This is a genomic window from Falsiroseomonas sp. HW251 (assembly GCF_050563545.1).
Taxonomy (GTDB): Bacteria; Pseudomonadota; Alphaproteobacteria; order Acetobacterales; family Acetobacteraceae; genus Falsiroseomonas.
This window is the reverse complement of sequence record NZ_JBNXUM010000020.1, coordinates 123,189-142,242: the sequence shown is the minus strand read 5'-3', so window position 1 is coordinate 142,242 and position 19,054 is coordinate 123,189. Positions and strand designations below refer to the sequence as shown.

Below are 19,054 nucleotides of genomic sequence, written 5' to 3'. Positions count from 1 at the left end.
ACGGGATCGGGCGGCGCGGGCGTCGGGATCGGCGCCGGGGCGGGGGCCGGCCGCTGCCCTTCGGCCTGCTGCGGCGGCACGGGCGAGGTGAACTCCACCGTCACCGGCGTCTCCACCGGCGGCGGCAGCGGCCTGACATAGCCGTAGATCAGCCCCGCCAGCATCAGCGCGACATGCAGGCCGAGCGAGATCGCGACCCAGCGCATGAGGCGCCGGTCCTCGGGATCCCCGCTGGCCGAGAAGATGCTGGCGGTGGTCGCGCTCATCTCGTGGCTTCAGCGCGCCGGCTGGCCCGCCGGGCGTTGGGGTTGGGGTTGCGCCGGCCGTGCCGGGGACGTGGGCTGCGCGGGCTGGCGCGCGCCCGGCTGCTCCGCCAGCAGCGCGACGCGGGTGAACCCGGCGGCGCTGACGGTGCCCATCACCTCCATCACGCGGCCATAGCTGATGGCGCGGTCGCCGCGGACGAAGATGCGGCGCTCCGGCGCATCCGCGGGCTGGCTGCGCATGATGGCCTGGAGCTGCGGCACCAGGTTCTCGATCGCGACCTCGCTCTCCTGCAGGAAGATCTTGCCCTGGCTGTCCACCGTGATGGTCAGCGGCTCCTGTTCCTGGTTGAGCGGCGTCGCGTTGGTGCGGGGCAGGTCCACGGGCACGCCGACGGTCATCAGGGGTGCCGCCACCATGAAGATGATGAGCAGCACCAGCATCACGTCCACCATCGGCGTGACGTTGATCTCGCTCATCGGCTTGTAGCGGGCGCGTCCGTTGCCGCGCTGGATGATGCCGCCGGCCATGGCGCTATTCCGCCACCGTCGCGGGCGTGCGCGGGCGCGGGGCGTCGGCGGCCGCTTCCGACTGGCGCGACAGGATGGCGGAGAACTCCGCCGCGAAGGCCTCGAGCCTGGCGGCGTAGCGGCCGAAATCGGAGGCGAACTTGTTGTAGGCGATGGTCGCCGGGATGGCCGCGACCAGGCCGATGGCGGTGGCGAAGAGCGCCTCCGCGATGCCGGGTGCGACGACGGCGAGGTTCGTGTTCTGCATCCCCGCGATGGCGGAGAAGCTGTTCATGATGCCCCAGACCGTGCCGAACAGGCCGATGAAGGGCGACGCCGAGCCGATGGTCGCGAGGAACACCATCCAGCGCTCCAGCCGCTCCATCTCGCGCGACGACGCGACCATCATCGCGCGCTCCACGCGTTCCTTCATGCCGGTAACCGCGAGGTCGGAGCCGAGGCCACGGCCCGCGCTGCGCTTCCACTCCCGCATGCCGGCGCCGAAGACGGCGGCGACGGGGTTGGTCGGGTTCTCGCCTTCGCGGGCGTAGAGCTCCTCGAGGCTGCCGCCGGACCAGAAGCGGTCCTCGAAGGCGTCGCCGTCGCGGCGGATGCGGCGGAGCGTGGTCACCTTCTCAAAGACGATCGCCCAGACCCAGACCGAGGCGAGCAACAGCGCGATCATCACGCCCTTCACCACCCAGTCCGCCTGGAGGAAAAGCCCCCAGAGCGACAGGTCATGCGCGGCCTGGCCGAGCGGCGACTGGGTCACATTGCCCACGTCCCGGAACTCCTTCTCTTGGGCCGGCGAGGGGCCGGCCGCGTCGTCACGCGGGGTGGCTAGGGCTGTTCCCCGCCCTCGAGCAACCCCGCCAGTTCAGTCCGCCAGGGTTCGGGAATCCTGGCGGGCCTCAGCCCATCGGCCGCATCGGCGGGGCCGGAGAGCCGGCCGCGGACGCAGACGAGCCCGACCGCGAGGCGCGCCAACTCGACACCGTCCGCCTCGCGGACCACTTTCTGGTCCAGGTCGAGGGTGGCGGCGCCGATGGCGCGAATCCGGGTCTCGACGATCAGGGGCTCGTCGAGGCGGGCCGGTCGGACATACGCCACTTCGATGCGCCGCACCACAAGCATCGTATTGTGACGCTCCATCATAAGTGCATGGGGCAAGTGCATGGTACGCAAGGATTCGGTCCGGGCCCGTTCCGCCCAGCGGAGGTAGGTCGCGTGATAGGCGACCCCGCCGGCATCGGTATCCTCGAAGTAGACGCGGACGGGAAAACGGTGGGGGGATGGCTTCATTGTGCCTTCAGGCGCCCGGCGCCGCCTCCGGCGGCTTGGCTTTCGCGCCTACGCACTGTCGCGCCGGTCCGAAGGCCGCTTTGCGCGCCGGGCGGCATTCGCGGCCCGAAACAGCGCGTCATTCCTGCGCCCCTTCCGGCGGCATCGAGGCCAGCAGGTCCATCTGCGCCCCGAACCCCATCGGTGGGTTCAGCCCGAGGTGCCGCCAGCCCGGCTCGCCCAGCATCCGACCCCGCGGGGTCCGCAGGACCAGGCCTTCCTGGATCAGGAAGGGCTCGATCACTTCTTCGAGCGTGTCCCGAGACTCCGCCAGCGCCGCCGCCAGCGTCTCCACCCCGACCGGCCCGCCGCCGTGGTGCTCCGCGATCCGGCGCAGATACCGCCGGTCCTGCGCATCCAGCCCCAGCCGATCGACCTCCAGCCGCGCAAGCGCCGCATCCGCCATCGCCCGGTCCGCCGGACGCCCCGCGGCCTGGGCAAAATCCCGCACGCGCCGCAGCAGCCGCCCCGCCACGCGTGGCGTCCCGCGGGATCGCCGCGCGATCTCCATCGCACCGTCCTCGGCGAGCTGGAAACCGAGCTTCTCGGCGCCGCGCCGCACGATCAGCAGAAGCTCGTCCACGTCGTAGAACTGCAGGCGCAGCGGGATGCCGAAGCGGTCGCGCAGCGGCTGGCTCAGCAGCCCCGCGCGCGTCGTGGCGCCGACCAGCGTGAAGGGCGGCAGGTCGATCCGCACGGTGCGTGCCGCTGGCCCCTCGCCGATGATGAGGTCGAGCCGGAAATCCTCCATCGCGGGATAGAGCGTCTCCTCGATGGCGGGCTGCAGGCGGTGGATCTCGTCCACGAAGAGCACGTCGCGCGGCTGCAGGTTGGTCAGGATCGCCGCGAGGTCCCCGGCGCGCTGCAGGATCGGGCCCGAGGTCGCGCGGAAGCCGACGCCCAGTTCGCGCGCCACGATCTGCGCCAGCGTCGTCTTGCCGAGCCCGGGTGGCCCGAAGAGCAGCACATGGTCCATCGCCTCGCCGCGCGCGCGGGCGGCGCCGACGAAGACCTCGAGGTTCTCGCGCAGCGTGCGCTGGCCGATGAAATCCTTCAGCGTCTGGGGACGCAGCGAGCCCTCGGTCGCGTCCTCCTCCTGCCGCGCGCCGGCGGTGAGCCTTTCGTCGCTCATCGCGGCGCCATCTCCTTCAGCGCCTCGGTGATGAGGGCTTCAAGGGCAGCGTCCTTGCCCACGCGCTTCGCCGCACGCGCCACGGCGGCCGACGCCTCCGGCCGCTTCATGCCGAGATTGACCAGCGCGGAGACCGCGTCGTTCTCGCCGCCCTCCGCCGCCGGCGGCGCGATCGCGATACCGCCGAGACCGTCCGCGTCCGGCGTCGCGCGGCCGACCGCCCATTTCTGCATCGCCGGCTCGTCGATGATGCGGTTGGCCGTCGCGGCGCCCAGGCCCTTCACCTCCGAAAGCTTCTTCCTCTCCTTCGCCGCGATCGCTGCGGCGAGCTGCGCCGGCGTCAGGCCGGACAGCACCAGCAGCGCCTTCTGCGGCCCGACCGTCTTCACCTCGATCAGCGCGCGGAAGGCCTCGCGCTCGGTCGCGTCGAAGAAGCCGAAGAGGGTAATGGCGTCCTGGCTGACGCGCGTCTCGACCAGCAGCTTCTGCAACCCGTCCTTCGCCGTCAGCCGGTCGAGCGTCTTGCGCGAGCAGGCCACGAGATAGCCGACGCCGTTCACGTCGAGCACGCAGCCCGCTTCGTGCACGCTTTCGACGACGCCGCGGAGGCTGCCGATCATGCGCGCGCCCTCGCGACCGCCGCGGAGTACGCGTTCCGCGTGCTCCGGTGATGCGCGTGGCAGATCGCGATGGCCAGCGCGTCCGCGGCATCCGCGCGCTTGAAGGTCACACCGGGCAGCAGCTGCCGCACCATCGCCTGCACCTGCTCCTTCGCCGCATGCCCCGTGCCGACCACGGCGCGCTTCACCTCCATCGCGCCGTATTCGCGCACGGCGATGCCCGCCAGCGCCGGCGCCAGCAGCACCACGCCGCGGGCCTGGCCGAGCTTCAGCGCGCTTTCGGGGTTGCGCGCGACATAGGTGTGCTCCACTGCCGCCTCGTCCGGTGACCACTGCGCGATCACCTCCGCCAGGCCCCGGTGCAGCACCAGCAGCCGCCGCGCCAGCTCTTCGCCCGGGGAGGTCGAGACCACGCCGTCGCCGAGGAAGCGCAGCCGGAAGCCGTCATGCTCCACCATCCCCCAGCCCGTGTGCTGGAGGCCGGGATCGAGGCCCAGGATGCGAATCGGGGCGGCGGCCATCCCCCTGCATAGCGGGCACGCCCGGCCAAGGGCAGGGCCTGGCGGGGGATGCCGGCCGCGCGCCGATCCGATAGCCTCCGCCGCGAACAGACCTTGGAGTCCCTCGCGTGAACGGGTGCCGTCATGCCGGCCTTGCCTCTCGCCGCCTGCTGGTCGGCGCCGCCGCGGGTGCCCTGGCCGGCTGCGCCCTGCCGACGCGCGAGCCCCCGGTGCCGCGCGGCCAGGCCAGCCGTGCCACCGTGCTCGGCCTGCCCAACGAGCGCTTCCGGCCCCTGAACGCCGAGGGCACGGCAGCGATCGAGCAGGAATTCCTCGCCGCGGCCCAGCGGCAGCGCCAGCGCCTCGGCCTGGCGCGCTCGGCCAACCTGCCGACGCTCGACCTGCTGTCGGTCTCAGGCGGCGGGGAGAACGGCGCCTTCGGGGCCGGCCTGCTCAATGGCTGGACGCGGCGCGGCGACCGGCCCGTCTTCGACCTCGTCACCGGCGTCAGCACCGGGGCGCTGACCGCGCCCTTCGCCTTCATCGGCCCGTCGCGCGACGAGGAACTGCGGCGCGTCTACACCGACATCTCGCTCGACCGCGTGCTGGTCCGGCGCTGGTTCACCGCGGCGATCTTCGACGACGCGATGGCCGACACGACGCCGCTGTTCGGCCTGATCTCGCAATACCTCGACGATTCCATGCTGGCCGACATCGCCACGGGCTACGACGAAGGGCGCCTGCTGCTGATCGCGACGTCGGACATCGACGCCCAGGTCCCGGTGATCTGGAACATCGGCGCCATCGCGAAGAGCGGCCATCCGCGGGCGCTGGACACCATCCGCAAGGTGCTGCTGGCCTCGGCCGCGATCCCCGGCGCCTTCCCGCCGGTGCTGTTCGACGTGACGCTGGACGGGCAGCCGCATCAGGAGATGCATGTGGATGGCGGGGCCTTCGCCCAGGCCTTCCTCTACCCCACCATCGCGACCCGGGCGCGGCGGGAGGCGCTGGCGCGAAGCCGCCGCGTCACGCCCGCGCGGGCCTGGATCATCCGCAACGGCCGCATCGATCCCGAATGGGCGGAGACCAGCCGGCGCACCGTCAGCATCGCCGGCCGCGCCGTCTCCACCATGATCGCGGCCAGCGGCTACAACGACGTGGTGCGGATGTACTTCTTCACCCAGCGCGACGGCATCGAGTATCGCCTGGCCTTCATCGGGCACGACTTCACCGAGGAATATGTCGAGCCCTTCGAGCCCGGCTACATGCGCGCGCTCTACGACTACGGCTACCAGCACGCGCTGGGCGGCTATGAATGGACGCGCGCGCCGCCGATGTAGCCGGCGCGCCGGACTCGCGGCTCATGCCCTGGCGTGCCCAGCTTCGGTGAGCACACGCAGGCCGATCGTGGGCTACGCCGTCAGCTTCTCCAGCTCGCCTTCCTCGGCCTCGAGGTTGGCATAGACTTGCTGGACGTCGTCATGCTCGTCGAGCAGGTCGAGGAGCTTCATCACCTCCTCGGCCTTCGCGGCATCCAGCATCAGGTTCGTCGTCGGCCACCATTCCAGCCGTGCGGCCTCCGCCGTGCCGAACCTCGCTTCGAGCGCGTCGCGGACGGCGGCGAAATCCTCGACCGAGGTGCTGACCTCGTGGCCCTCGGCGTCGCTCTCGACATCCTCGGCGCCGGCCTCGATCGCGGCTTCCAGCATCGCATCGGCGCCGGCCGCCGCGGCGGCGTAGCGCAGCACGCCCTTGCGCTCGAACTGGAAGGCGACGGAGTTGGTCTCGGCGAGCGCCCCGCCATGCTTGGTGAAGATCGAGCGGAGATCGCCGCCCGTGCGGTTGCGGTTGTCGGTCAGCGCCTCGACGATCACGGCGATGCCGTGCGGTCCGTACCCTTCGTAGCGGACCTCCTCGTAGTTCTCGCCGGCCGCGCCCTGGGCGACGCGCTTGATGGCGCGGTCGATGGTGTCGCGGGTCATGTTGGCGGTCAGTGCCGCCTTCACCGCTGCGCGCAGGCGCGGGTTATGGGCAGGGTCGGGGATCCCCGTCTTGGCGCTGACGGTGATCTCGCGGATCAGCTTGCCATAGGCGCGGGCGCGCTTCGCACCCTGCACCTGCTTGCGGTGCATCACGTTCTTCGCGTGGGAATGGCCGGCCATGGCCCGGGGTACTCCGTGAACGGGGGACGGCGCGGCGCGCCGGGTCGGGCGCCCCTATAACGGGCCGGCGCCGGGCCCGGCAATTCGCCCCGGCGCGCAATCGGTTCCGCTGACCTCAACCAGCGGTTCATCATCGCCGGGGCACAGTGCCGCCATGGCCGGTCCTCCCCCGAACGCCGCGCCCTGGCGCCCCGTGCCCGCCCTGGTCGGCTCCCTGGCCGGTCTGCTGGCCGGCGCGGCGCTTATCCTGCTCGCCATCCCGCTCGCGGGACCGGCGGGGACGGCGACCGTCGCGCTGCTGCTGGCGTTCGGCGTGGTCGGCGCGCTGCGGGCCGCGCGGGTCGCCGGCGGGGACACGACGCGGGATCCCCTGACGGGCCTGGCCAGCCATGCCGGGCTGCGGGAGCGGCTGGAGGCGATGCTGGCCATGGCGCGCCGGCATCGCTGGCAGCTCGCGGTCCTCGTCATCGACGTCCGCAACTTCCGCGCGGTGAACGAGGCGCATGGCCGCGGCGGCGGCGACCAGGCGCTCGGCCTGCTGGCGTCGCGCCTGCGCGCCGCGGTCCGGCAGGAGGACGTGGTCGCGCGCCTTGCCGGCGACCGCTTCGCGGTGGCGCAGACCGTGCTGCAGGCCCCCGACGCCGCGCTGCGCCTGGCGGAGCGCCTGGCCGGCGTGCTGGCGGCCGGCCTGACGCTGGAGGGCGGCACGCTTTCGGCCCAGGTGGATATCGGCATCGCCCTCGGCCCCGCGAACGGGGAGGAGCCGGGCCTGCTGCTCGACCGCGCGGAGGAGGCTCTGGAGGCCGCCCGCGCGCTGCCCGAGCCCGCCATCCGCTGCTGGGCGCCGGCGCTGGAGGCCGCGCTGCGCGAGCGCCGCGCGATCGAGCGCGACCTCCGCCAGGCCGTCGCCGCGGAGCAATTCCAGCTGCACTGGCAGCCGCAGCGGCGGCTGTCCGACGGAAGGCTCGTCGGCTTCGAGGCGCTGCTGCGCTGGCCGCACCCGACGCGGGGCATGATCCCGCCGGCCGAGTTCATCCCGCTGGCCGAGGCGACGGGGCTGATCGTGCCGCTCGGCGCCTGGGTGCTGCGCGCCGCGGTGGCCGAGGCCGCGACCTGGCCGGGCGGGCTGACGGTCGCGGTCAACCTCTCCGTCGCGCAGCTGAAGGTGGAGGGCCTGCTGGCGACGGTCGCGGAGGCGCTGTCGATCTCCGGCCTGCCGCCGCACCGGCTCGAGCTCGAGGTCACGGAGAGCATGCTGATCCAGGAGGACCAGGCTTGCGCACGCACACTGGCGGGGCTGCATGCACTCGGCGTCAGCATCTCGCTGGATGATTTCGGGACGGGCTGGTCGAGCCTGGCCTATCTCCGCCGCTTCCCCTTCGACCAGATCAAGATGGATCGCGGCTTCCTGGGCGACCTCGAGGCCGATCCGCGCGGGGATGCCGTGGTCAGCGCGATCCTCGGGCTGGGGCGGGGGCTCGGCATCAGCGTGCTGGCCGAGGGGATCGAGACCGAGGCCCAGGCGAAGCGCCTGACCGCGCTGGGCTGCGAACGCGGCCAGGGCTGGCTGCTGGGGCGGCCGATGCCGGTGGACCAGGCGCGGGCGCTGATCGAGACGGAGGAGAAGAAGGCGAAGCGGGTGGCGGCGTAGCGGCCTGGCTCCGTGCGCTACAGGTGCGCGCGCAACGCCGCCAGCGACCGGATCGCCGGCACGCCGGCCGGTAGCCAGGGCGCGGCTTCCTCGTGCACGATCGCGACGACGCGCATGCCCGCGGCCAGGCCCGCCAGTACGCCGGGCTCGCTGTCCTCCACCACCAGGCAGCGCGCGGGATCGGCGCCCATCGCCGCCGCCGCATGCAGGAACAGCCCCGGCGCCGGCTTCCAGGCGCCGACCTCATAGGCGCTGAAGACGCGTTCCCCCGGGAAGAAGCGCCGGAGCCCCGCCGCATCCAGGCACATCTCGATCTTCGCCCGCGGCGCGTTGGAGGCGACGCAGGCGGGATGGTGCAGCGCGCCGAGCAGCGCCGCCGCGCCCTCGATCTCGCGCAGGCGTTCCCGGTAGACCGCGTCGGCGCGGTCGCGGAAGCGCTGGCCGAAATCCTCGGGCAGCGCGCCGTAGCGTGCCGCGAGCTGCTCCAGCGACGTCGCGAATTGCCGGCCGCGGAAGCTGCGCAGGATCCAGGCGGGATCGGCGTCGTGCCCGAGTTCAGCGAGCAGCTCAGCGAAGACCTCGGCGGACAGCGTCTCGCTGTCCACCAACGTGCCGTCGCAGTCGAAGATGACGGCGTCATGCATCAGGCGGGCATCGCCTGGGAAAGGCGCCCGCCCAGGCGCAGCGGCTCGGCGCGACGCGCCAGGCCCGTCGTGACGTCGGTCTCGACGAAGAGACCGCAGATCGTGGCGGCGCCTTCCGCCGGCGCCAGGCGTTCGCCCGGCACCTTCTTCCAGAAGCGGAGCGCGGCGCCGCCCTTCTCCATGCCGATGACGCTGTCGTAGTCGCCGCACATGCCGGCGTCCGTCATGTAGGCGGTGCCGCCCGGCAGGACCTGGTGGTCCGCGCTCGGCGTGTGGGTGTGCGTGCCGACGACGAGCGAGAGCCTGCCGTCGAAGCTGTGGCCCATTGCCAGCTTCTCGGAGCTTGCTTCCGCATGGAAATCCAGGATCGCGGCGGCGACCGTACCGCCCGCGCCCATGCGGTGCGGCAGCAGCGCCTGCTGCACGCCGCGGAAGGGATCGTCGAGCGCATCCATGAAGAGCCTCCCCATCGCGTTCATCACGAGCACCTTGCGGCCATCGCGCAACGGGATCTCGGCCACGCCGCGGCCGGGCGTGCCCGGCGGATAGTTCAGCGGCCGCAGCAGGCGCGGCTCCTGCTCGATGTAGGGTATGATCTCCTTGCGGTCCCAGGCGTGGTTGCCGAGGGTGATCGCATCGGCGCCGGCGGCCAGCAGCGCGCGCGCCATGTCGGGCGCGAGGCCGAAGCCGTGCGAGGCGTTCTCCGCATTCACCACGACGCAATCCAGCGCGAGGTCGCGGCGGAGCCCCGGCAGGGCTTCGGTGACGGCGTCTCGGCCGGAGCGGCCGACGAGGTCGCCGAGGAAGAGGATACGCAAGTCCGGGTCAGTCCTTGGGACGGATCAGCCCCGCCGGCGTGGCGATGGCGGAGAGCGGAACGTCGTCGGGCCCGGCGGGGACTTCGTCAAGTTCCTGGGCGGCATAGGCGACGCCGATCGCGGTCGCGCCGGGCAGCGCGGCGAGCGTGCGGTCGTAGTAGCCCGCGCCATAGCCGAGGCGATGGCCACGCCGGTCGAAGGCGAGCAGCGGGACGAGGAGGTATGTCGGCGTGAGTTCCTCCGCGTCGGGCTTCGGTTGGCTGGTGCCGACCGGCCCGCGGGCGAGCTCGTCGCCGGGGAGCCAGCGACGGAAATGCAGGGGCTGGCCCCGCTTCGGGGTGACGGGCAGCGCGATGGGGTGGCCGCGCTCGTGGAGCGCGTGCAGCAGCGGGCGGATGTCGATCTCGCGGCCCATGGGCCAGAAGCCCGCGACGATCGCGCCCGGCGGGGGCGGGGCTTGGCGCAGGATGAGATCGGTCAGGGCGGTGCCTGTGGTGGGGTCGCAGGTCTCGCGGCGGGCGAGCGCGACCCTGCGGGCCTCGGCCTTCAGTTCGTGGAGGAGGACGGAGCAGAAGGCAGTCAAGGGCGCTTCCTTGTGGCCGTGAGGTTGCGCTGGCCCCCACCCTAACCCTCCCCCGCAAGCGGGAGAGGGAACGGAAGAGCGGGGAGGGCGCCACTTCAGCGCCGCAAAGCGGCGCCGCGCGCAGCGCCACCTTCCCTCCGGGCGCTCCAGCGCGTCGGCGCGAAGGCCAAGGCCGCGGATGCGGCCGCCCGGCGTCTGAGGGCAGTAAAGAGCGCGAAGCCGCCGTGGCCGTGGGCGGAACAACCCTCCTGAGACCTGCTAGCGCAGGTGGGCGCCAGGTAGCCGGACCACGATCCGGCCAGAGCCAGCTCCCGGAGGTTGCTTATTGGCCCCGGGGGTTGAGATGCCACACGCACCGGGCAGCCTCGCCCGGATCAGTTAGGCGCGGTCGAGGTTCTGGGCAATGCCCTCGATGCGCTCGGCGATGCGCGCGATGCGCTCCGCCAGGCGCGGATCCTCGACCTGTTCCGCAACGGGTTGGCCGCTGCGCGCCTGGGCGACGGCGACCTTCAGGTCGTGCACCTCGTCCGCCAGCAGCAGAGAGGCGAGAAGCAGCAGCCGGCTTTCGCCGAACTGGCCTCCCATCGCCTTGATCGAGTTCACGCGCTTGTCCACCTCGCCGGCGAGCGCGACCAGATGCGCCTCCTGCCCGTCCTCGCAGGAGACGGGATGGCTGTAGCCGCCGACGCGGACGGTCACCTGACCCATGAACTAGCCTTCCTCGCCGAGCGCGGTGCGCAACCGCGCGATCGTTTCGTCCAGCCGGTCCGCGATCGCCTGCACCTGCGCGCGGGACACGCCCTCGCCGGTCGCCATCGGCCGTGGCTTGCCCGCGGCGATCGCCAGGCGCTCCACCGCGGCTTCGAGCCGCGCGAGCGCCTCCTGCGTGCCGGTGCCCCCGATGGGGTTCTCTGTGGCCCGTCCCGTGGATCGTGCGCCCGACACCGTTGGTCCCCGCAGCCCCCGCCCCGCCGATAAAGCAAGGCTTGTCGCGGCCTTGGCCGCTTGTCATGAGGCTTTGCATGCAGAACGCAGCGGGTCAACGGGAGAGCGTGCCCGCCCTGGTCGTGCGGAACGCGGAACAGGCCGCGGCGGCGCTGCGGGTCGCGGATGGCCGGCGCGTGCTGCTGCTCTCGGCGCCGGGTGCCGCGGGGTTCCTCGGCCCGCTCGCCTGGCGGGCACTGGTGGCGCGGGCGGAGTCGCTCGTCCCCGGCGCGCCCTTCGACGACGCGCTCTGCTGCGGCGACGCGCCGGGCCATGCGCTGGCGGCGCTGCGAGCGGGCTGCCGGCTGCTGGTGCTGCATGGCGCCTGCCCGGCCTTCGCGCAGGTCGAAGCGGCAGCCGAGGTCGCGGGCGCGCGTTTGCTCCCCGGCCGCCCGCCCGCCTTCGACGCAATGGACCTCGACCTCCGCAAGCCGGGGGCCCGGGTCAAGCTCGCGCAGTGGTTGGCGGCCTCCCCCCATGACAGCGCGGCCATCCAGCGCTAGACCGCGCGACACACGACGACCGAGCCGGAGAAGGAAGCCGCCATGCGCCTGACGCCCAAGGTCCAGGAAATCCTGTCCTGGTACGAGAGCGACAACCCCGGGACCAAGGCGAACCTCGCCCGCATCCTCATGCAGGGCAAGCTGGCCGGCACCGGCCGCATGGTCATCCTGCCCGTGGACCAGGGCTTCGAGCACGGCCCCGCCCGCAGCTTCGCGCCGAACCCCGCGGGCTACGACCCCCGCTACATGTTCGAGCTGGCGCTCGAGGCCGGGCTCAACGCCTATGCCGCCCCGCTCGGCATGATCGAGGCCGCGGCCGCATCCTATGCCGGCTGCATCCCGACGATCCTGAAGGTGAACAGCTCCAACAGCCTGTCCACGACGAAGGACCAGGCGGTGACGGCGACGGTGCAGGATGCTCTGCGGCTGGGCTGCTCGGCGATCGGCTTCACCATTTATCCCGGCTCCGAATACCAGTTCGAGATGATGGAGGAGCTGCGCGAGCTCGCGGCCGAGGCGAAGGCGTGCGGTCTTGCCGTCGTGGTGTGGAGCTATCCGCGCGGCCCGATGCTCGACAAGGTCGGCGAGACCGCGCTCGACATCTGCGCCTATGCCGCTCACATGGCGGCGCTGATCGGCGCGCACATCATCAAGGTGAAGCCGCCGACGGCCGCGGTGTCGCTCGACGCCGCGAAGAAGACCTACGAGAAGAACCCGGTCGAGGACGACGCGGCAAAGCGCTTCGCGCATGTCGTGCAGGCCTGCTTTGGCGGTCGTCGCCTGGTGGTGTTTTCGGGCGGCGAGGCCAAAGGGACGGAGGACATCCTGAAGGAGGTCCGCGCGATCCATGCCGGCGGCGGCAACGGCTCCATCATGGGCCGCAACGCCTTCCAGCGCCCGAAGGCCGAGGCGCTGAAGCTGCTCTCCGACATCATCGCGGTCTACCAGGGCTGACGACCGGAGAGGGGGGCAGCGTCGCCCTCCTTTTCCCTGCATCCGGGGGCGCGCCCGGCGCGTAGCCCTTGCATGCTGCGTGTCGCGATCCGCCTTGCCGCCGTCGTCCCGATCCTCGCCGGCGGGATGGGCGCGCTGCTTGGGGCGTCGTTTCTCGGCGGTGATGCATCCGTGGCGATCGACAGCCATCTGCGCTACCTCTCGGGGCTGCTGCTCGGGCTCGGGCTGCTGGCGTTGTGGTGCGCGGCGGACCTGCCGCGGCGGGGCGGCGCCTTCACGATCCTCTGCGGCGTGGTCGCGCTCGGCGGGACGGCGCGACTGCTCGGGCTGATGCTCGCGGGGCTGCCGCCCTGGCCGCATCTGCTGGCGCTGGCGATGGAGCTCGGCGTGACGCCCGCGCTCTGGCTGTGGTGGCGCGCGACACTCGGCAAGGGGGCGGCGATACAGTAAGCCGCGGGGATGCCGGATTGCCGTCTCTACCTCATTACGCCCCCTGCCCTGCCCGATGTCGCGGCCTTCGCCTCGACGCTCGCGCAGGCGCTGGATGCGGGCGACGTCGCGGCGCTGCAGGTGCGGCTGAAGGACGTGTCCGACGACGCGATCCTGCGCGCGACGGAGGCGATCCTGCCCGTCGCGCAGGCGCGTGGCGTCGCGGTACTGATGAACGACCGCATGGACCTCGCGAAGCGCGCGGGCTGCGATGGCGTGCATCTCGGCCAGGACGACGGCGATCCCGTCGCCGCGCGCGGGCTGCTGGGCAAGGACGCCACGATCGGCGTGACCTGCCATGCCTCGCGCCACCTCGCGATGGAGGCGGGCGAGAACGGCGCGGACTACGTCGCCTTCGGCGCCTTCTTCCCGACCGACACCAAGGCGACGGTCCACAAGGCCGAGCCCGAGATCCTGGAATGGTGGTCCGAGATGTTCGAGATCCCCTGCGTCGCGATCGGCGGCATCACGGCCGCGAACTGCGCGCCGCTGGTGCGCGCGGGCGCCGATTTCCTCGCGGTGATCGGCGCGGTGTGGAACCACCCGGCGGGTGCCGCTGCCGGCCTGCGCGCGATGAACGCGGCGATCGCCGCGGCCTGATCGATGGACGAGATCACCTTCCACACGCGCACGCACCGCCCCGGCACGATCCTGGATGTCGGCGCGCATGACGGGCTGCTGACACTGCCCTTCGCGGCGCTGCCGGGCGCGACGGTGCTCGCCTTCGAGCCGCTGCCCTCGGCCTTCGCTCGGCTGGCCGCGGCCTGCGCGGGGCTCCCCAACGTGACCCTGCGGCGCGAGGCGCTGGGCGCGGCGCCTGGGTCGCTGATGCTCTCCGTCCCGGTGCTGGACGGCGTCGTGCAGGAGCAATGGGCGAGCGTCGCGAAGGACTACGGGACCTATGGCTCGGTGACCGCGCAGCGGCACGAGGTCGCGGTGATCACGGTGGACTCGCTGGAACTGCGCGACCTCGCGCACATGAAGGTGGATGCCGAAGGCTTCGAGCAGGAGGTGCTGGAAGGCTCGCGGGAGACCCTGCGGCGCTGCCGGCCCGTGCTGAGCCTTGAGCTCGAGGAGCGGCACCGCGCCGGCGCGACGCGCGACGTGCCGGCGCTGCTCGCGGCGCTGGGCTACGAGACGCGGTTCTGGCTCGACGGCGCGATGCGGCCGCTCTCCGCCTTCGACGCCGCGACGATGCAGGTCGCGAGTTCCGACCCCGCCGTGTTCGGCGCCTCCGACCCCTACGTCTTCACCTTCTATGCCTGGCCCGGGGAGCGCGCGGCGGAGGTGCTGGCGGCGCTGGGCTGAGCGGCGACAGTGCGGACGGCGTGCGGGCCGTAGAAGCCCTGCTGCACGGCGAGCCAGGCGCCAGGCGGGATGCGCCACTTGCCCGGGGCTTCCAGCACATGCGCGGCGGTGGCGAACAGGGCGGGCGCCAGCAGGGCAAGCGCGAGGGTCCGTCGCATCCCCGCCAGACGCGCGGTCAGCGCGCGGGTTGCCGGCCTGCGCCCGGCAGCCAGAGCACCTGGGCGATGTCCTGCGCGCCGGAGGCCAGCATCGCCAGGCGATCGAAGCCGAGCGCGATGCCGCTGCCGGCCGGCATGCCGTGTTCCAGCGCCGCGAGGAAATCCTCGTCCACCTCCCAGCCTTCCTCGCCAGCTTCGGCGCGGCGGGCCTCGACGTCGCGGGCGAAGCGGGCGCGCTGCTCATCCGCGTTTGTCAGCTCGTCGAAGGCGTTGGCGAGCTCGAGGCCCGCCATAAAGAGCTCGAAGCGCAGCGCGGCGCGGGGGTCGGCGGGGTCGCGGCGGGCGAGCGCGGCCTGGGGCGCGGGCCAGTGCGTGAGGAAGGTCGCCCGGCCGCGGCCGATCTTCGGCTCCACATGGGTGAGCACCAGGTGGAAGAAGGCGTCCTCCCACGAAAGCCCCGGCGGCAGGTCCAGGCCGGCGGCGGCCGCGGCGGCGTGCAGCGCCGCGGCGTCGCCCTCCTCGCCCTCCACGGTCGCGAGGATGTCGAGGCCGTTGCAGTGCGTCCGAAACGCCTCGGCCATGGTGAGGCGTTCGAAGGGGAGGGAGAGGTCCGTCTCCTCCCCGCCATGCGCGACGCGGGCGGGCAGGACGCTGCGGCAGAAGCGCTCCGTCTCCTCCATCAGCCCGTCCAGCGTCAGCCCTGGCGCGTACCACTCCAGCATGGTGAATTCGGGCGCGTGGCGCGGGCTGAGCTCCCCGTTGCGCCAGACCTTTGCCAGTTCGAAGACCCGCCCGGCGCCGGCGACCAGCAGGCGCTTCAGCGCGAGTTCCGGCGAGGTCCGCAGCCACAGCGTCGCCTCGCTCCCCGCGCCGAGATGGGGGCGATAGGCCGTGCGGAAGGCGCGGAGATGCACCTCCATGCCGGGCACCGGCACCAGGGCGGGCGTCTCGACCTCGGCGTAGCCCTCGGCCGCGAACCAGGCGCGGGTCTCGGCGGCCAGGCGCGCGCGGCGGCGGAGGAAGGGGAGGCGCGCGGCGAGGCTCTCGGGGTGCCAGGGCGGCTGGGGCATGGACGGCGACGGCTTCCGGGGCTACGCGCCCGCCAGCATGCCCGACGACGCGCTTCCCCGCACCCTCCGCAGCGCGCGCGACCTGGTCGCGGCGGGGCTGCTGCCGGCGGCCTCGGCCCCGGCCGCGGAGGCGGTGGCGGCGCGGTATGCCATCGCCGTGACGCCGGCCGTCGCGGCGCTGATCGGCGACGTGTCAGACCCCTTGGGCGACCCGATCGGGCTGCAATACATCCCTGACGCGGCGGAGCTCGTCACCGCGCCGCATGAGGCGGACGACCCCACCGCCGATGCGCCCTTCACGCCGGTGAAGGGGGTGGTGCGGCGCTATCCCGACCGGGCGCTGCTGAAGCCGCTGCTCGCCTGCCCCGTCTATTGCCGCTTCTGCTTCCGGCGCGAGGTGGTCGGCCCCGATGGCGGCCTGCTGACCGAGGCCGAGCTCGAGGCCGCCATCGCCTGGCTCGCCGCGACGCCGGCGATCCGCGAGGTGATCCTGACCGGCGGCGATCCCCTGATGCTGAGCCCCCGGCGCCTCGCGTCGCTGCTGTCCCGCCTGGCGGCGATCCCGCATGTCGAGATCCTGCGCATCCACAGCCGCGTGCCGGTCGCCGATCCCGCCCGCGTCACGCCGGCGCTGGCCGGGGCGCTGGGGAGGGAGAAGCCGCTTTATCTCTGCGTCCATGCCAACCACGAGCGGGAGTTCACGCCGGAAGCGGGATCGGCGCTGCGGCGCCTGCGGGGGGTGGCGACCCTGCTCGGGCAATCCGTGCTGCTGCGCGGGGTGAACGACCGCGAGGCCGCGCTCGAGGCGCTGTTCCGGGCGATGCTGCGGCACGGGGTGAAGCCCTACTACCTCCACCAGCTGGACCCCGCGCCGGGCACGGCGCGGTTCGCGGTGCCGGAGGCGGAGGGGCTGCGGCTGGTCGGCGCGCTGCGCGGGCGGCTGAGCGGGCTCGGGCAGCCGCTCTATGTGAAGGAGACGCCGGGGGGTGGGGGGAAGGTGCCGGTGAGGGCGGCATTTTTAGGGTTTTAGGATTTTAAGCTTTTAGCCCTTTATCGCGCTCGGCTTCGGACAAACAGGTCTCTTCTGTCCTTCAAGGTCGCGCTCACCCCCACCCGCCTCGCTACGCTCGGCACCCTCCCCCGCTCTGCGGGAGAGGGAGAATGGCGCAACGCTCCCTCTCCCGCAGAGCGGGGGAGGGCCAGGGGTGGGGGTCGGCGCCCTTCGGACAAATGCGGCAACCCGCGCCGGGACGCCCGCCCTGCCCTCTGATCCACAGCCTGAAAGAACCGCGCGCGGGCCTCACGGCCCTTGCATCTATTCCTATCCTACCGACGCCTGCCCCTCCCTGTCCAGTGCGATCGCGTCCTCCTCCACGCGGCCGAAGGTCACGATCTGGCCCTCGCTGAACTCGGGGTCATAGGCGAAGCCCGCGGCTTCCATGTGGGCGAAGACCGTCCCGATCCCGCGCAGCCCGGTGTTCCAGCGGTGCACCTCCAGCACGACCTGGCGCACGCCGGGGAAGCGCGCGCCGTCGAGCAGCGCGACCTCGCCCCCCTCCACGTCGAGGATCAGCACGTCGGGCCGCACCTCCTCGATCAGCCCGGCCAGCGACCGCGCCGGCAGCCGCTGGTGCCGCATCCCGTCGCGCCTGGCGGTCGAGGACGCCCAGAATTCCTCGTCGGTCCAGAAATCGGCCTCCCCGTCCGCATGGCCGACGACGGCGTTGACCAGCTCGGCCGTCACCCCGTTCAGCTCATGCGTGCGGCGGGCGACGGGGATCAGCGCGGCATTCGCCTCCACCGCCACGACCCGCTGGGCCAGCCGCGCGGCGCGGGCCGAGACCAGGCCGAGCGCGGCGCCGACCTCCAGCACCGTGTCCGACGGCCGCAGCAGCCGCGGCAGCAGCGCGAGCTCGTTGCGCTCATAGGTGCCGTTCGACAGCGCCAGCCAGGTCTTCGGCCCGAGCAGGCGGTGCGGCACCTCGAGCCGGAGGCCGCCGAGGCGGAAGGCGTGGATCCGGTCGGGGGGCGCGTCCGCGGGGAAGGCGGTGGCGGCCGGGCGGAGCGCGTCGCGGATGGCGCGCGCGATGGGGCGGAGGCGCTGGTCGAGGCTGTCCAAGATCTCTTCCGTGCGAAGTTGGGGACGGTCGCGGAGCCGGGCGGCAGGGCGGGGCCGCGCGCGGCGATAGGGTGGCGGAGAGTGTAAAGGCTGGGGGCGCCGCGGGTTCGCAGGGCTGGGCGAGCGAGCGTGCCGTTCCGCCGCGCTCCGGCAGGGCCAGGGCCCGTTAGACAACGCCGCGCGGGTCGGTCCGGCGGGTCTTTTCCGCCTCTGCGTCGTTGCCAGGCTTGCCGATGCAATCAGCATCGGCGGCGCCCGGCGCCTGGCAGTGACGAAAAAAACCCGGCGGATCCTCGGCCGCCGGCATTCTCAAGCGGTCTCTGAGCGCGCGGCCAGGACACCGCGCGCGCCCTGCCCTGGTCAGGCCTGGCCGAGGCGCGCGGCGACGCGGGCCATCAGCGCCTCGCGTTCCGCCCGCATGGCGCGCATGCCGGCGCGGGCACGGGCGAGCACCGCGGGCGGCGCCGTGTCGGGATCGCCGGCCTGGAAGGGCGGGTCGGGCGCGTATTCGATGCGGAGCTGGATGGCCTGGGCGGCTTCCTCGCCGGCGATCTCGGCGGCGATGGTGAGCGCGAAGTCGATCCCGGCCGTCACGCCGCCGCCCGTGAAGAGGTTGCCGTCCCGCACCACCCGCGCCTTGACCGGGGTGGCGCCGAAGGCGGGGAGGAAGTCGTGGCTGGCCCAATGCGTCGTCGCGCGCCGGCCGCGCAGCAGCCCCGCCGCGCCGAGGACCAGCGCGCCCGTGCAGACCGAGGTGACGTAGCGCGCGCCTTCGGCCTGGCGGCGGAGGAAGGCGAGGGTTTCGTCATCCTCCATCAGCGCGCCGACGCCGGGGCCGCCGGGGACGCAGATGAGGTCGAGAGGGGGGCAGTCCGCGAAGGCGGTGTCGGGGGTGAGCATGAGGCCACTGTCGGCGCGGACGGGCGCGGTGTCCTTCCAGACCAGGCGGACACGCGCGCCGGGGAGGCTGGCGAGGACCTCATGCGGGCCGGTCATGTCGAGATGGGTGATGCGGGGGAAGACGAGGAGGCCGATGTCGAGGGTGGGCGGGGTGGTGGCCACTGAGAGCTCCTGCTTGTTGGGGGGGCTTCGCGGCGCCCCGCCGCGGTTCTGCGTGGAGTGCTGGCACTCAACCGAAAGAGCGGGCGCCCTTGGACGCTCCGGCCTTCGGCTCTGCGAGTACGATTGCGTCGTTGGGCTAGATGTCTAGCGGCAAATGCAGATATCCGCGGTGCCGGAGTCACT

General features: G+C 72.7%; 24 protein-coding genes, 1 other RNA gene and 1 pseudogene. 8 read left to right on the top strand and 18 right to left on the bottom strand.

From position 1 onward, the window contains the following. The 7 genes and pseudogenes from ACLF3M_RS22915 to ruvC all read right to left on the bottom strand — a co-directional run. A pseudogene (locus tag ACLF3M_RS22915) lies at positions 1–266 on the bottom strand (hypothetical protein); the annotation flags it as partial. A gap of 9 nt (positions 267–275) precedes the next feature. Continuing rightward, on the bottom strand, positions 276–794 hold the full coding sequence (gene tolR / locus ACLF3M_RS22910; protein ID WP_430659306.1) for a protein TolR: 519 nt from the start codon (positions 792–794) through the stop codon (positions 276–278). A 4-nt stretch (positions 795–798) separates the two neighbouring features. Continuing rightward, on the bottom strand, positions 799–1,554 hold the full coding sequence (gene tolQ / locus ACLF3M_RS22905; protein WP_430659305.1) for a protein TolQ: 756 nt from the start codon (positions 1,552–1,554) through the stop codon (positions 799–801). Between the two features lie 59 nt (positions 1,555–1,613). Next, positions 1,614–2,075: a YbgC/FadM family acyl-CoA thioesterase gene (locus ACLF3M_RS22900; protein WP_430659304.1), complete on the bottom strand. Its 462-nt coding sequence runs from the start codon at positions 2,073–2,075 to the stop codon at positions 1,614–1,616. 118 nt (positions 2,076–2,193) lie between these two features. Continuing rightward, positions 2,194–3,246 carry a Holliday junction branch migration DNA helicase RuvB gene (ruvB, locus tag ACLF3M_RS22895; RefSeq protein ID WP_430659303.1) on the bottom strand — a complete coding sequence of 351 codons (1,053 nt, stop codon included), beginning with the start codon at positions 3,244–3,246 and terminating at the stop codon, positions 2,194–2,196. Continuing rightward, complete coding sequence (gene ruvA / locus ACLF3M_RS22890; protein ID WP_430659302.1) at positions 3,243–3,866, bottom strand: Holliday junction branch migration protein RuvA; 624 nt, start codon at positions 3,864–3,866, stop codon at positions 3,243–3,245. Before ruvA ends, ruvB begins: the two co-directional genes overlap by 4 nt. Beyond that, positions 3,863–4,387 (bottom strand): crossover junction endodeoxyribonuclease RuvC, encoded by a 525-nt coding sequence (gene ruvC / locus ACLF3M_RS22885; RefSeq protein ID WP_430659301.1) that lies wholly within the window; start codon positions 4,385–4,387, stop codon positions 3,863–3,865. The genes ruvA and ruvC overlap by 4 nt, the downstream gene beginning before the upstream one ends. 107 nt (positions 4,388–4,494) lie before the next feature. Here ruvC and ACLF3M_RS22880 point away from each other — a divergent pair, with 107 nt between their 5' ends. Beyond that, the gene (locus ACLF3M_RS22880) at positions 4,495–5,706 is read left to right on the top strand and encodes a patatin-like phospholipase family protein (RefSeq protein ID WP_430659300.1); all 1,212 of its coding nucleotides are present in this window, start codon (positions 4,495–4,497) and stop codon (positions 5,704–5,706) included. A 72-nt stretch (positions 5,707–5,778) separates the two neighbouring features. Here ACLF3M_RS22880 and ACLF3M_RS22875 read toward each other — a convergent pair whose 3' ends face one another. Then, the gene (locus tag ACLF3M_RS22875; RefSeq protein WP_430659299.1) at positions 5,779–6,528 is read right to left on the bottom strand and encodes a YebC/PmpR family DNA-binding transcriptional regulator; all 750 of its coding nucleotides are present in this window, start codon (positions 6,526–6,528) and stop codon (positions 5,779–5,781) included. A 154-nt stretch (positions 6,529–6,682) separates the two neighbouring features. On the opposite strand from ACLF3M_RS22875, the gene ACLF3M_RS22870 reads away from it, so the two are divergent. Next, positions 6,683–8,179, top strand: a complete 1,497-nt coding sequence (locus ACLF3M_RS22870; protein WP_430659298.1) for a putative bifunctional diguanylate cyclase/phosphodiesterase — start codon at positions 6,683–6,685, stop codon at positions 8,177–8,179. 17 nt (positions 8,180–8,196) lie between these two features. On the opposite strand, the gene ACLF3M_RS22865 is transcribed toward ACLF3M_RS22870, so the two are convergent. The 6 genes from ACLF3M_RS22865 to ACLF3M_RS22840 form a co-directional block, all read right to left on the bottom strand. Beyond that, positions 8,197–8,823, bottom strand: a complete 627-nt coding sequence (locus ACLF3M_RS22865) for an HAD family hydrolase (RefSeq protein WP_430659297.1) — start codon at positions 8,821–8,823, stop codon at positions 8,197–8,199. Further along, positions 8,823–9,641: a TIGR00282 family metallophosphoesterase gene (locus ACLF3M_RS22860; RefSeq protein ID WP_430659296.1), complete on the bottom strand. Its 819-nt coding sequence runs from the start codon at positions 9,639–9,641 to the stop codon at positions 8,823–8,825. Before ACLF3M_RS22860 ends, ACLF3M_RS22865 begins: the two co-directional genes overlap by 1 nt. 7 nt (positions 9,642–9,648) lie before the next feature. After that, complete coding sequence (locus tag ACLF3M_RS22855) at positions 9,649–10,224, bottom strand: 5-formyltetrahydrofolate cyclo-ligase (RefSeq protein ID WP_430659295.1); 576 nt, start codon at positions 10,222–10,224, stop codon at positions 9,649–9,651. Positions 10,225–10,436: 212 nt separating this feature from the next. Next, positions 10,437–10,593: non-coding RNA, 6S RNA (gene ssrS, locus ACLF3M_RS22850), on the bottom strand. Positions 10,594–10,602: 9 nt separating this feature from the next. Then, positions 10,603–10,932 carry a cell division protein ZapA gene (locus ACLF3M_RS22845; protein WP_430659294.1) on the bottom strand — a complete coding sequence of 110 codons (330 nt, stop codon included), beginning with the start codon at positions 10,930–10,932 and terminating at the stop codon, positions 10,603–10,605. Between the two features lie 3 nt (positions 10,933–10,935). After that, positions 10,936–11,169: a hypothetical protein gene (locus ACLF3M_RS22840; RefSeq protein ID WP_430659293.1), complete on the bottom strand. Its 234-nt coding sequence runs from the start codon at positions 11,167–11,169 to the stop codon at positions 10,936–10,938. 77 nt (positions 11,170–11,246) lie between these two features. Here ACLF3M_RS22840 and ACLF3M_RS22835 point away from each other — a divergent pair, with 77 nt between their 5' ends. The 5 genes from ACLF3M_RS22835 (at position 11,247) to ACLF3M_RS22815 (ending at position 14,462) form a co-directional block, all read left to right on the top strand. Then, positions 11,247–11,711, top strand: coding sequence for a hypothetical protein (locus ACLF3M_RS22835; RefSeq protein WP_430659292.1), 465 nt, complete (start codon positions 11,247–11,249; stop codon positions 11,709–11,711). 42 nt (positions 11,712–11,753) lie between these two features. Then, positions 11,754–12,665 (top strand): class I fructose-bisphosphate aldolase, encoded by a 912-nt coding sequence (locus ACLF3M_RS22830; protein ID WP_430659291.1) that lies wholly within the window; start codon positions 11,754–11,756, stop codon positions 12,663–12,665. Positions 12,666–12,737: 72 nt separating this feature from the next. Next, positions 12,738–13,115, top strand: coding sequence for a DUF4345 family protein (locus ACLF3M_RS22825; protein ID WP_430659290.1), 378 nt, complete (start codon positions 12,738–12,740; stop codon positions 13,113–13,115). A 9-nt stretch (positions 13,116–13,124) separates the two neighbouring features. Continuing rightward, positions 13,125–13,754, top strand: a complete 630-nt coding sequence (thiE, locus tag ACLF3M_RS22820; protein ID WP_430659289.1) for a thiamine phosphate synthase — start codon at positions 13,125–13,127, stop codon at positions 13,752–13,754. 3 nt (positions 13,755–13,757) lie between these two features. Beyond that, the gene (locus tag ACLF3M_RS22815) at positions 13,758–14,462 is read left to right on the top strand and encodes an FkbM family methyltransferase (protein ID WP_430659288.1); all 705 of its coding nucleotides are present in this window, start codon (positions 13,758–13,760) and stop codon (positions 14,460–14,462) included. On the opposite strand, the gene ACLF3M_RS22810 is transcribed toward ACLF3M_RS22815, so the two are convergent. Both ACLF3M_RS22810 and epmA read right to left on the bottom strand, forming a co-directional pair. Then, positions 14,411–14,620 (bottom strand): hypothetical protein, encoded by a 210-nt coding sequence (locus tag ACLF3M_RS22810; RefSeq protein ID WP_430659287.1) that lies wholly within the window; start codon positions 14,618–14,620, stop codon positions 14,411–14,413. The genes ACLF3M_RS22815 and ACLF3M_RS22810 overlap by 52 nt on opposite strands. A gap of 17 nt (positions 14,621–14,637) precedes the next feature. Further along, positions 14,638–15,690, bottom strand: coding sequence for an EF-P lysine aminoacylase EpmA (gene epmA / locus ACLF3M_RS22805; RefSeq protein WP_430659286.1), 1,053 nt, complete (start codon positions 15,688–15,690; stop codon positions 14,638–14,640). 37 nt (positions 15,691–15,727) lie between these two features. Between epmA and ACLF3M_RS22800 the strand changes: the two genes are divergently transcribed. Beyond that, positions 15,728–16,720, top strand: a complete 993-nt coding sequence (locus tag ACLF3M_RS22800) for a lysine-2,3-aminomutase-like protein (protein ID WP_430659307.1) — start codon at positions 15,728–15,730, stop codon at positions 16,718–16,720. A gap of 291 nt (positions 16,721–17,011) precedes the next feature. Here the strand turns inward: ACLF3M_RS22800 and ACLF3M_RS22795 are convergent, their stop codons facing one another. Both ACLF3M_RS22795 and ACLF3M_RS22790 read right to left on the bottom strand, forming a co-directional pair. Next, entirely contained in the window at positions 17,012–17,809 is a 798-nt protein-coding gene (locus ACLF3M_RS22795; RefSeq protein WP_430659285.1) for an FkbM family methyltransferase, read from the bottom strand. A gap of 360 nt (positions 17,810–18,169) precedes the next feature. Next, on the bottom strand, positions 18,170–18,871 hold the full coding sequence (locus tag ACLF3M_RS22790; protein ID WP_430659284.1) for a DJ-1/PfpI family protein: 702 nt from the start codon (positions 18,869–18,871) through the stop codon (positions 18,170–18,172). Positions 18,872–19,054 lie beyond the last annotated feature (183 nt).

Excerpts from the sequence above, each read along its gene's own strand:
- ACLF3M_RS22870 (WP_430659298.1), top strand. The coding sequence starts at position 6,683 with ATGGCCGGTCCTCCCCCGAACGCCGCGCCCTGGCGCCCCGTGCCCGCC.
- ACLF3M_RS22875 (WP_430659299.1), bottom strand. The coding sequence starts at position 6,528 with ATGGCCGGCCATTCCCACGCGAAGAACGTGATGCACCGCAAGCAGGTG.
- ACLF3M_RS22865 (WP_430659297.1), bottom strand. The coding sequence starts at position 8,823 with ATGCATGACGCCGTCATCTTCGACTGCGACGGCACGTTGGTGGACAGC.
- ruvC (WP_430659301.1), bottom strand. The coding sequence starts at position 4,387 with ATGGCCGCCGCCCCGATTCGCATCCTGGGCCTCGATCCCGGCCTCCAG.
- ACLF3M_RS22835 (WP_430659292.1), top strand. The coding sequence starts at position 11,247 with ATGCAGAACGCAGCGGGTCAACGGGAGAGCGTGCCCGCCCTGGTCGTG.
- tolR (WP_430659306.1), bottom strand. The coding sequence starts at position 794 with ATGGCCGGCGGCATCATCCAGCGCGGCAACGGACGCGCCCGCTACAAG.
- ACLF3M_RS22900 (WP_430659304.1), bottom strand. The coding sequence starts at position 2,075 with ATGAAGCCATCCCCCCACCGTTTTCCCGTCCGCGTCTACTTCGAGGAT.
- ACLF3M_RS22830 (WP_430659291.1), top strand. The coding sequence starts at position 11,754 with ATGCGCCTGACGCCCAAGGTCCAGGAAATCCTGTCCTGGTACGAGAGC.
- epmA (WP_430659286.1), bottom strand. The coding sequence starts at position 15,690 with ATGCCCCAGCCGCCCTGGCACCCCGAGAGCCTCGCCGCGCGCCTCCCC.
- thiE (WP_430659289.1), top strand. The coding sequence starts at position 13,125 with ATGCCGGATTGCCGTCTCTACCTCATTACGCCCCCTGCCCTGCCCGAT.
- ruvA (WP_430659302.1), bottom strand. The coding sequence starts at position 3,866 with ATGATCGGCAGCCTCCGCGGCGTCGTCGAAAGCGTGCACGAAGCGGGC.
- ACLF3M_RS22825 (WP_430659290.1), top strand. The coding sequence starts at position 12,738 with ATGCTGCGTGTCGCGATCCGCCTTGCCGCCGTCGTCCCGATCCTCGCC.
- ACLF3M_RS22845 (WP_430659294.1), bottom strand. The coding sequence starts at position 10,932 with ATGGGTCAGGTGACCGTCCGCGTCGGCGGCTACAGCCATCCCGTCTCC.
- ACLF3M_RS22815 (WP_430659288.1), top strand. The coding sequence starts at position 13,758 with ATGGACGAGATCACCTTCCACACGCGCACGCACCGCCCCGGCACGATC.
- ACLF3M_RS22800 (WP_430659307.1), top strand. The coding sequence starts at position 15,728 with ATGCCCGACGACGCGCTTCCCCGCACCCTCCGCAGCGCGCGCGACCTG.
- ruvB (WP_430659303.1), bottom strand. The coding sequence starts at position 3,246 with ATGAGCGACGAAAGGCTCACCGCCGGCGCGCGGCAGGAGGAGGACGCG.
- ACLF3M_RS22810 (WP_430659287.1), bottom strand. The coding sequence starts at position 14,620 with ATGCGACGGACCCTCGCGCTTGCCCTGCTGGCGCCCGCCCTGTTCGCC.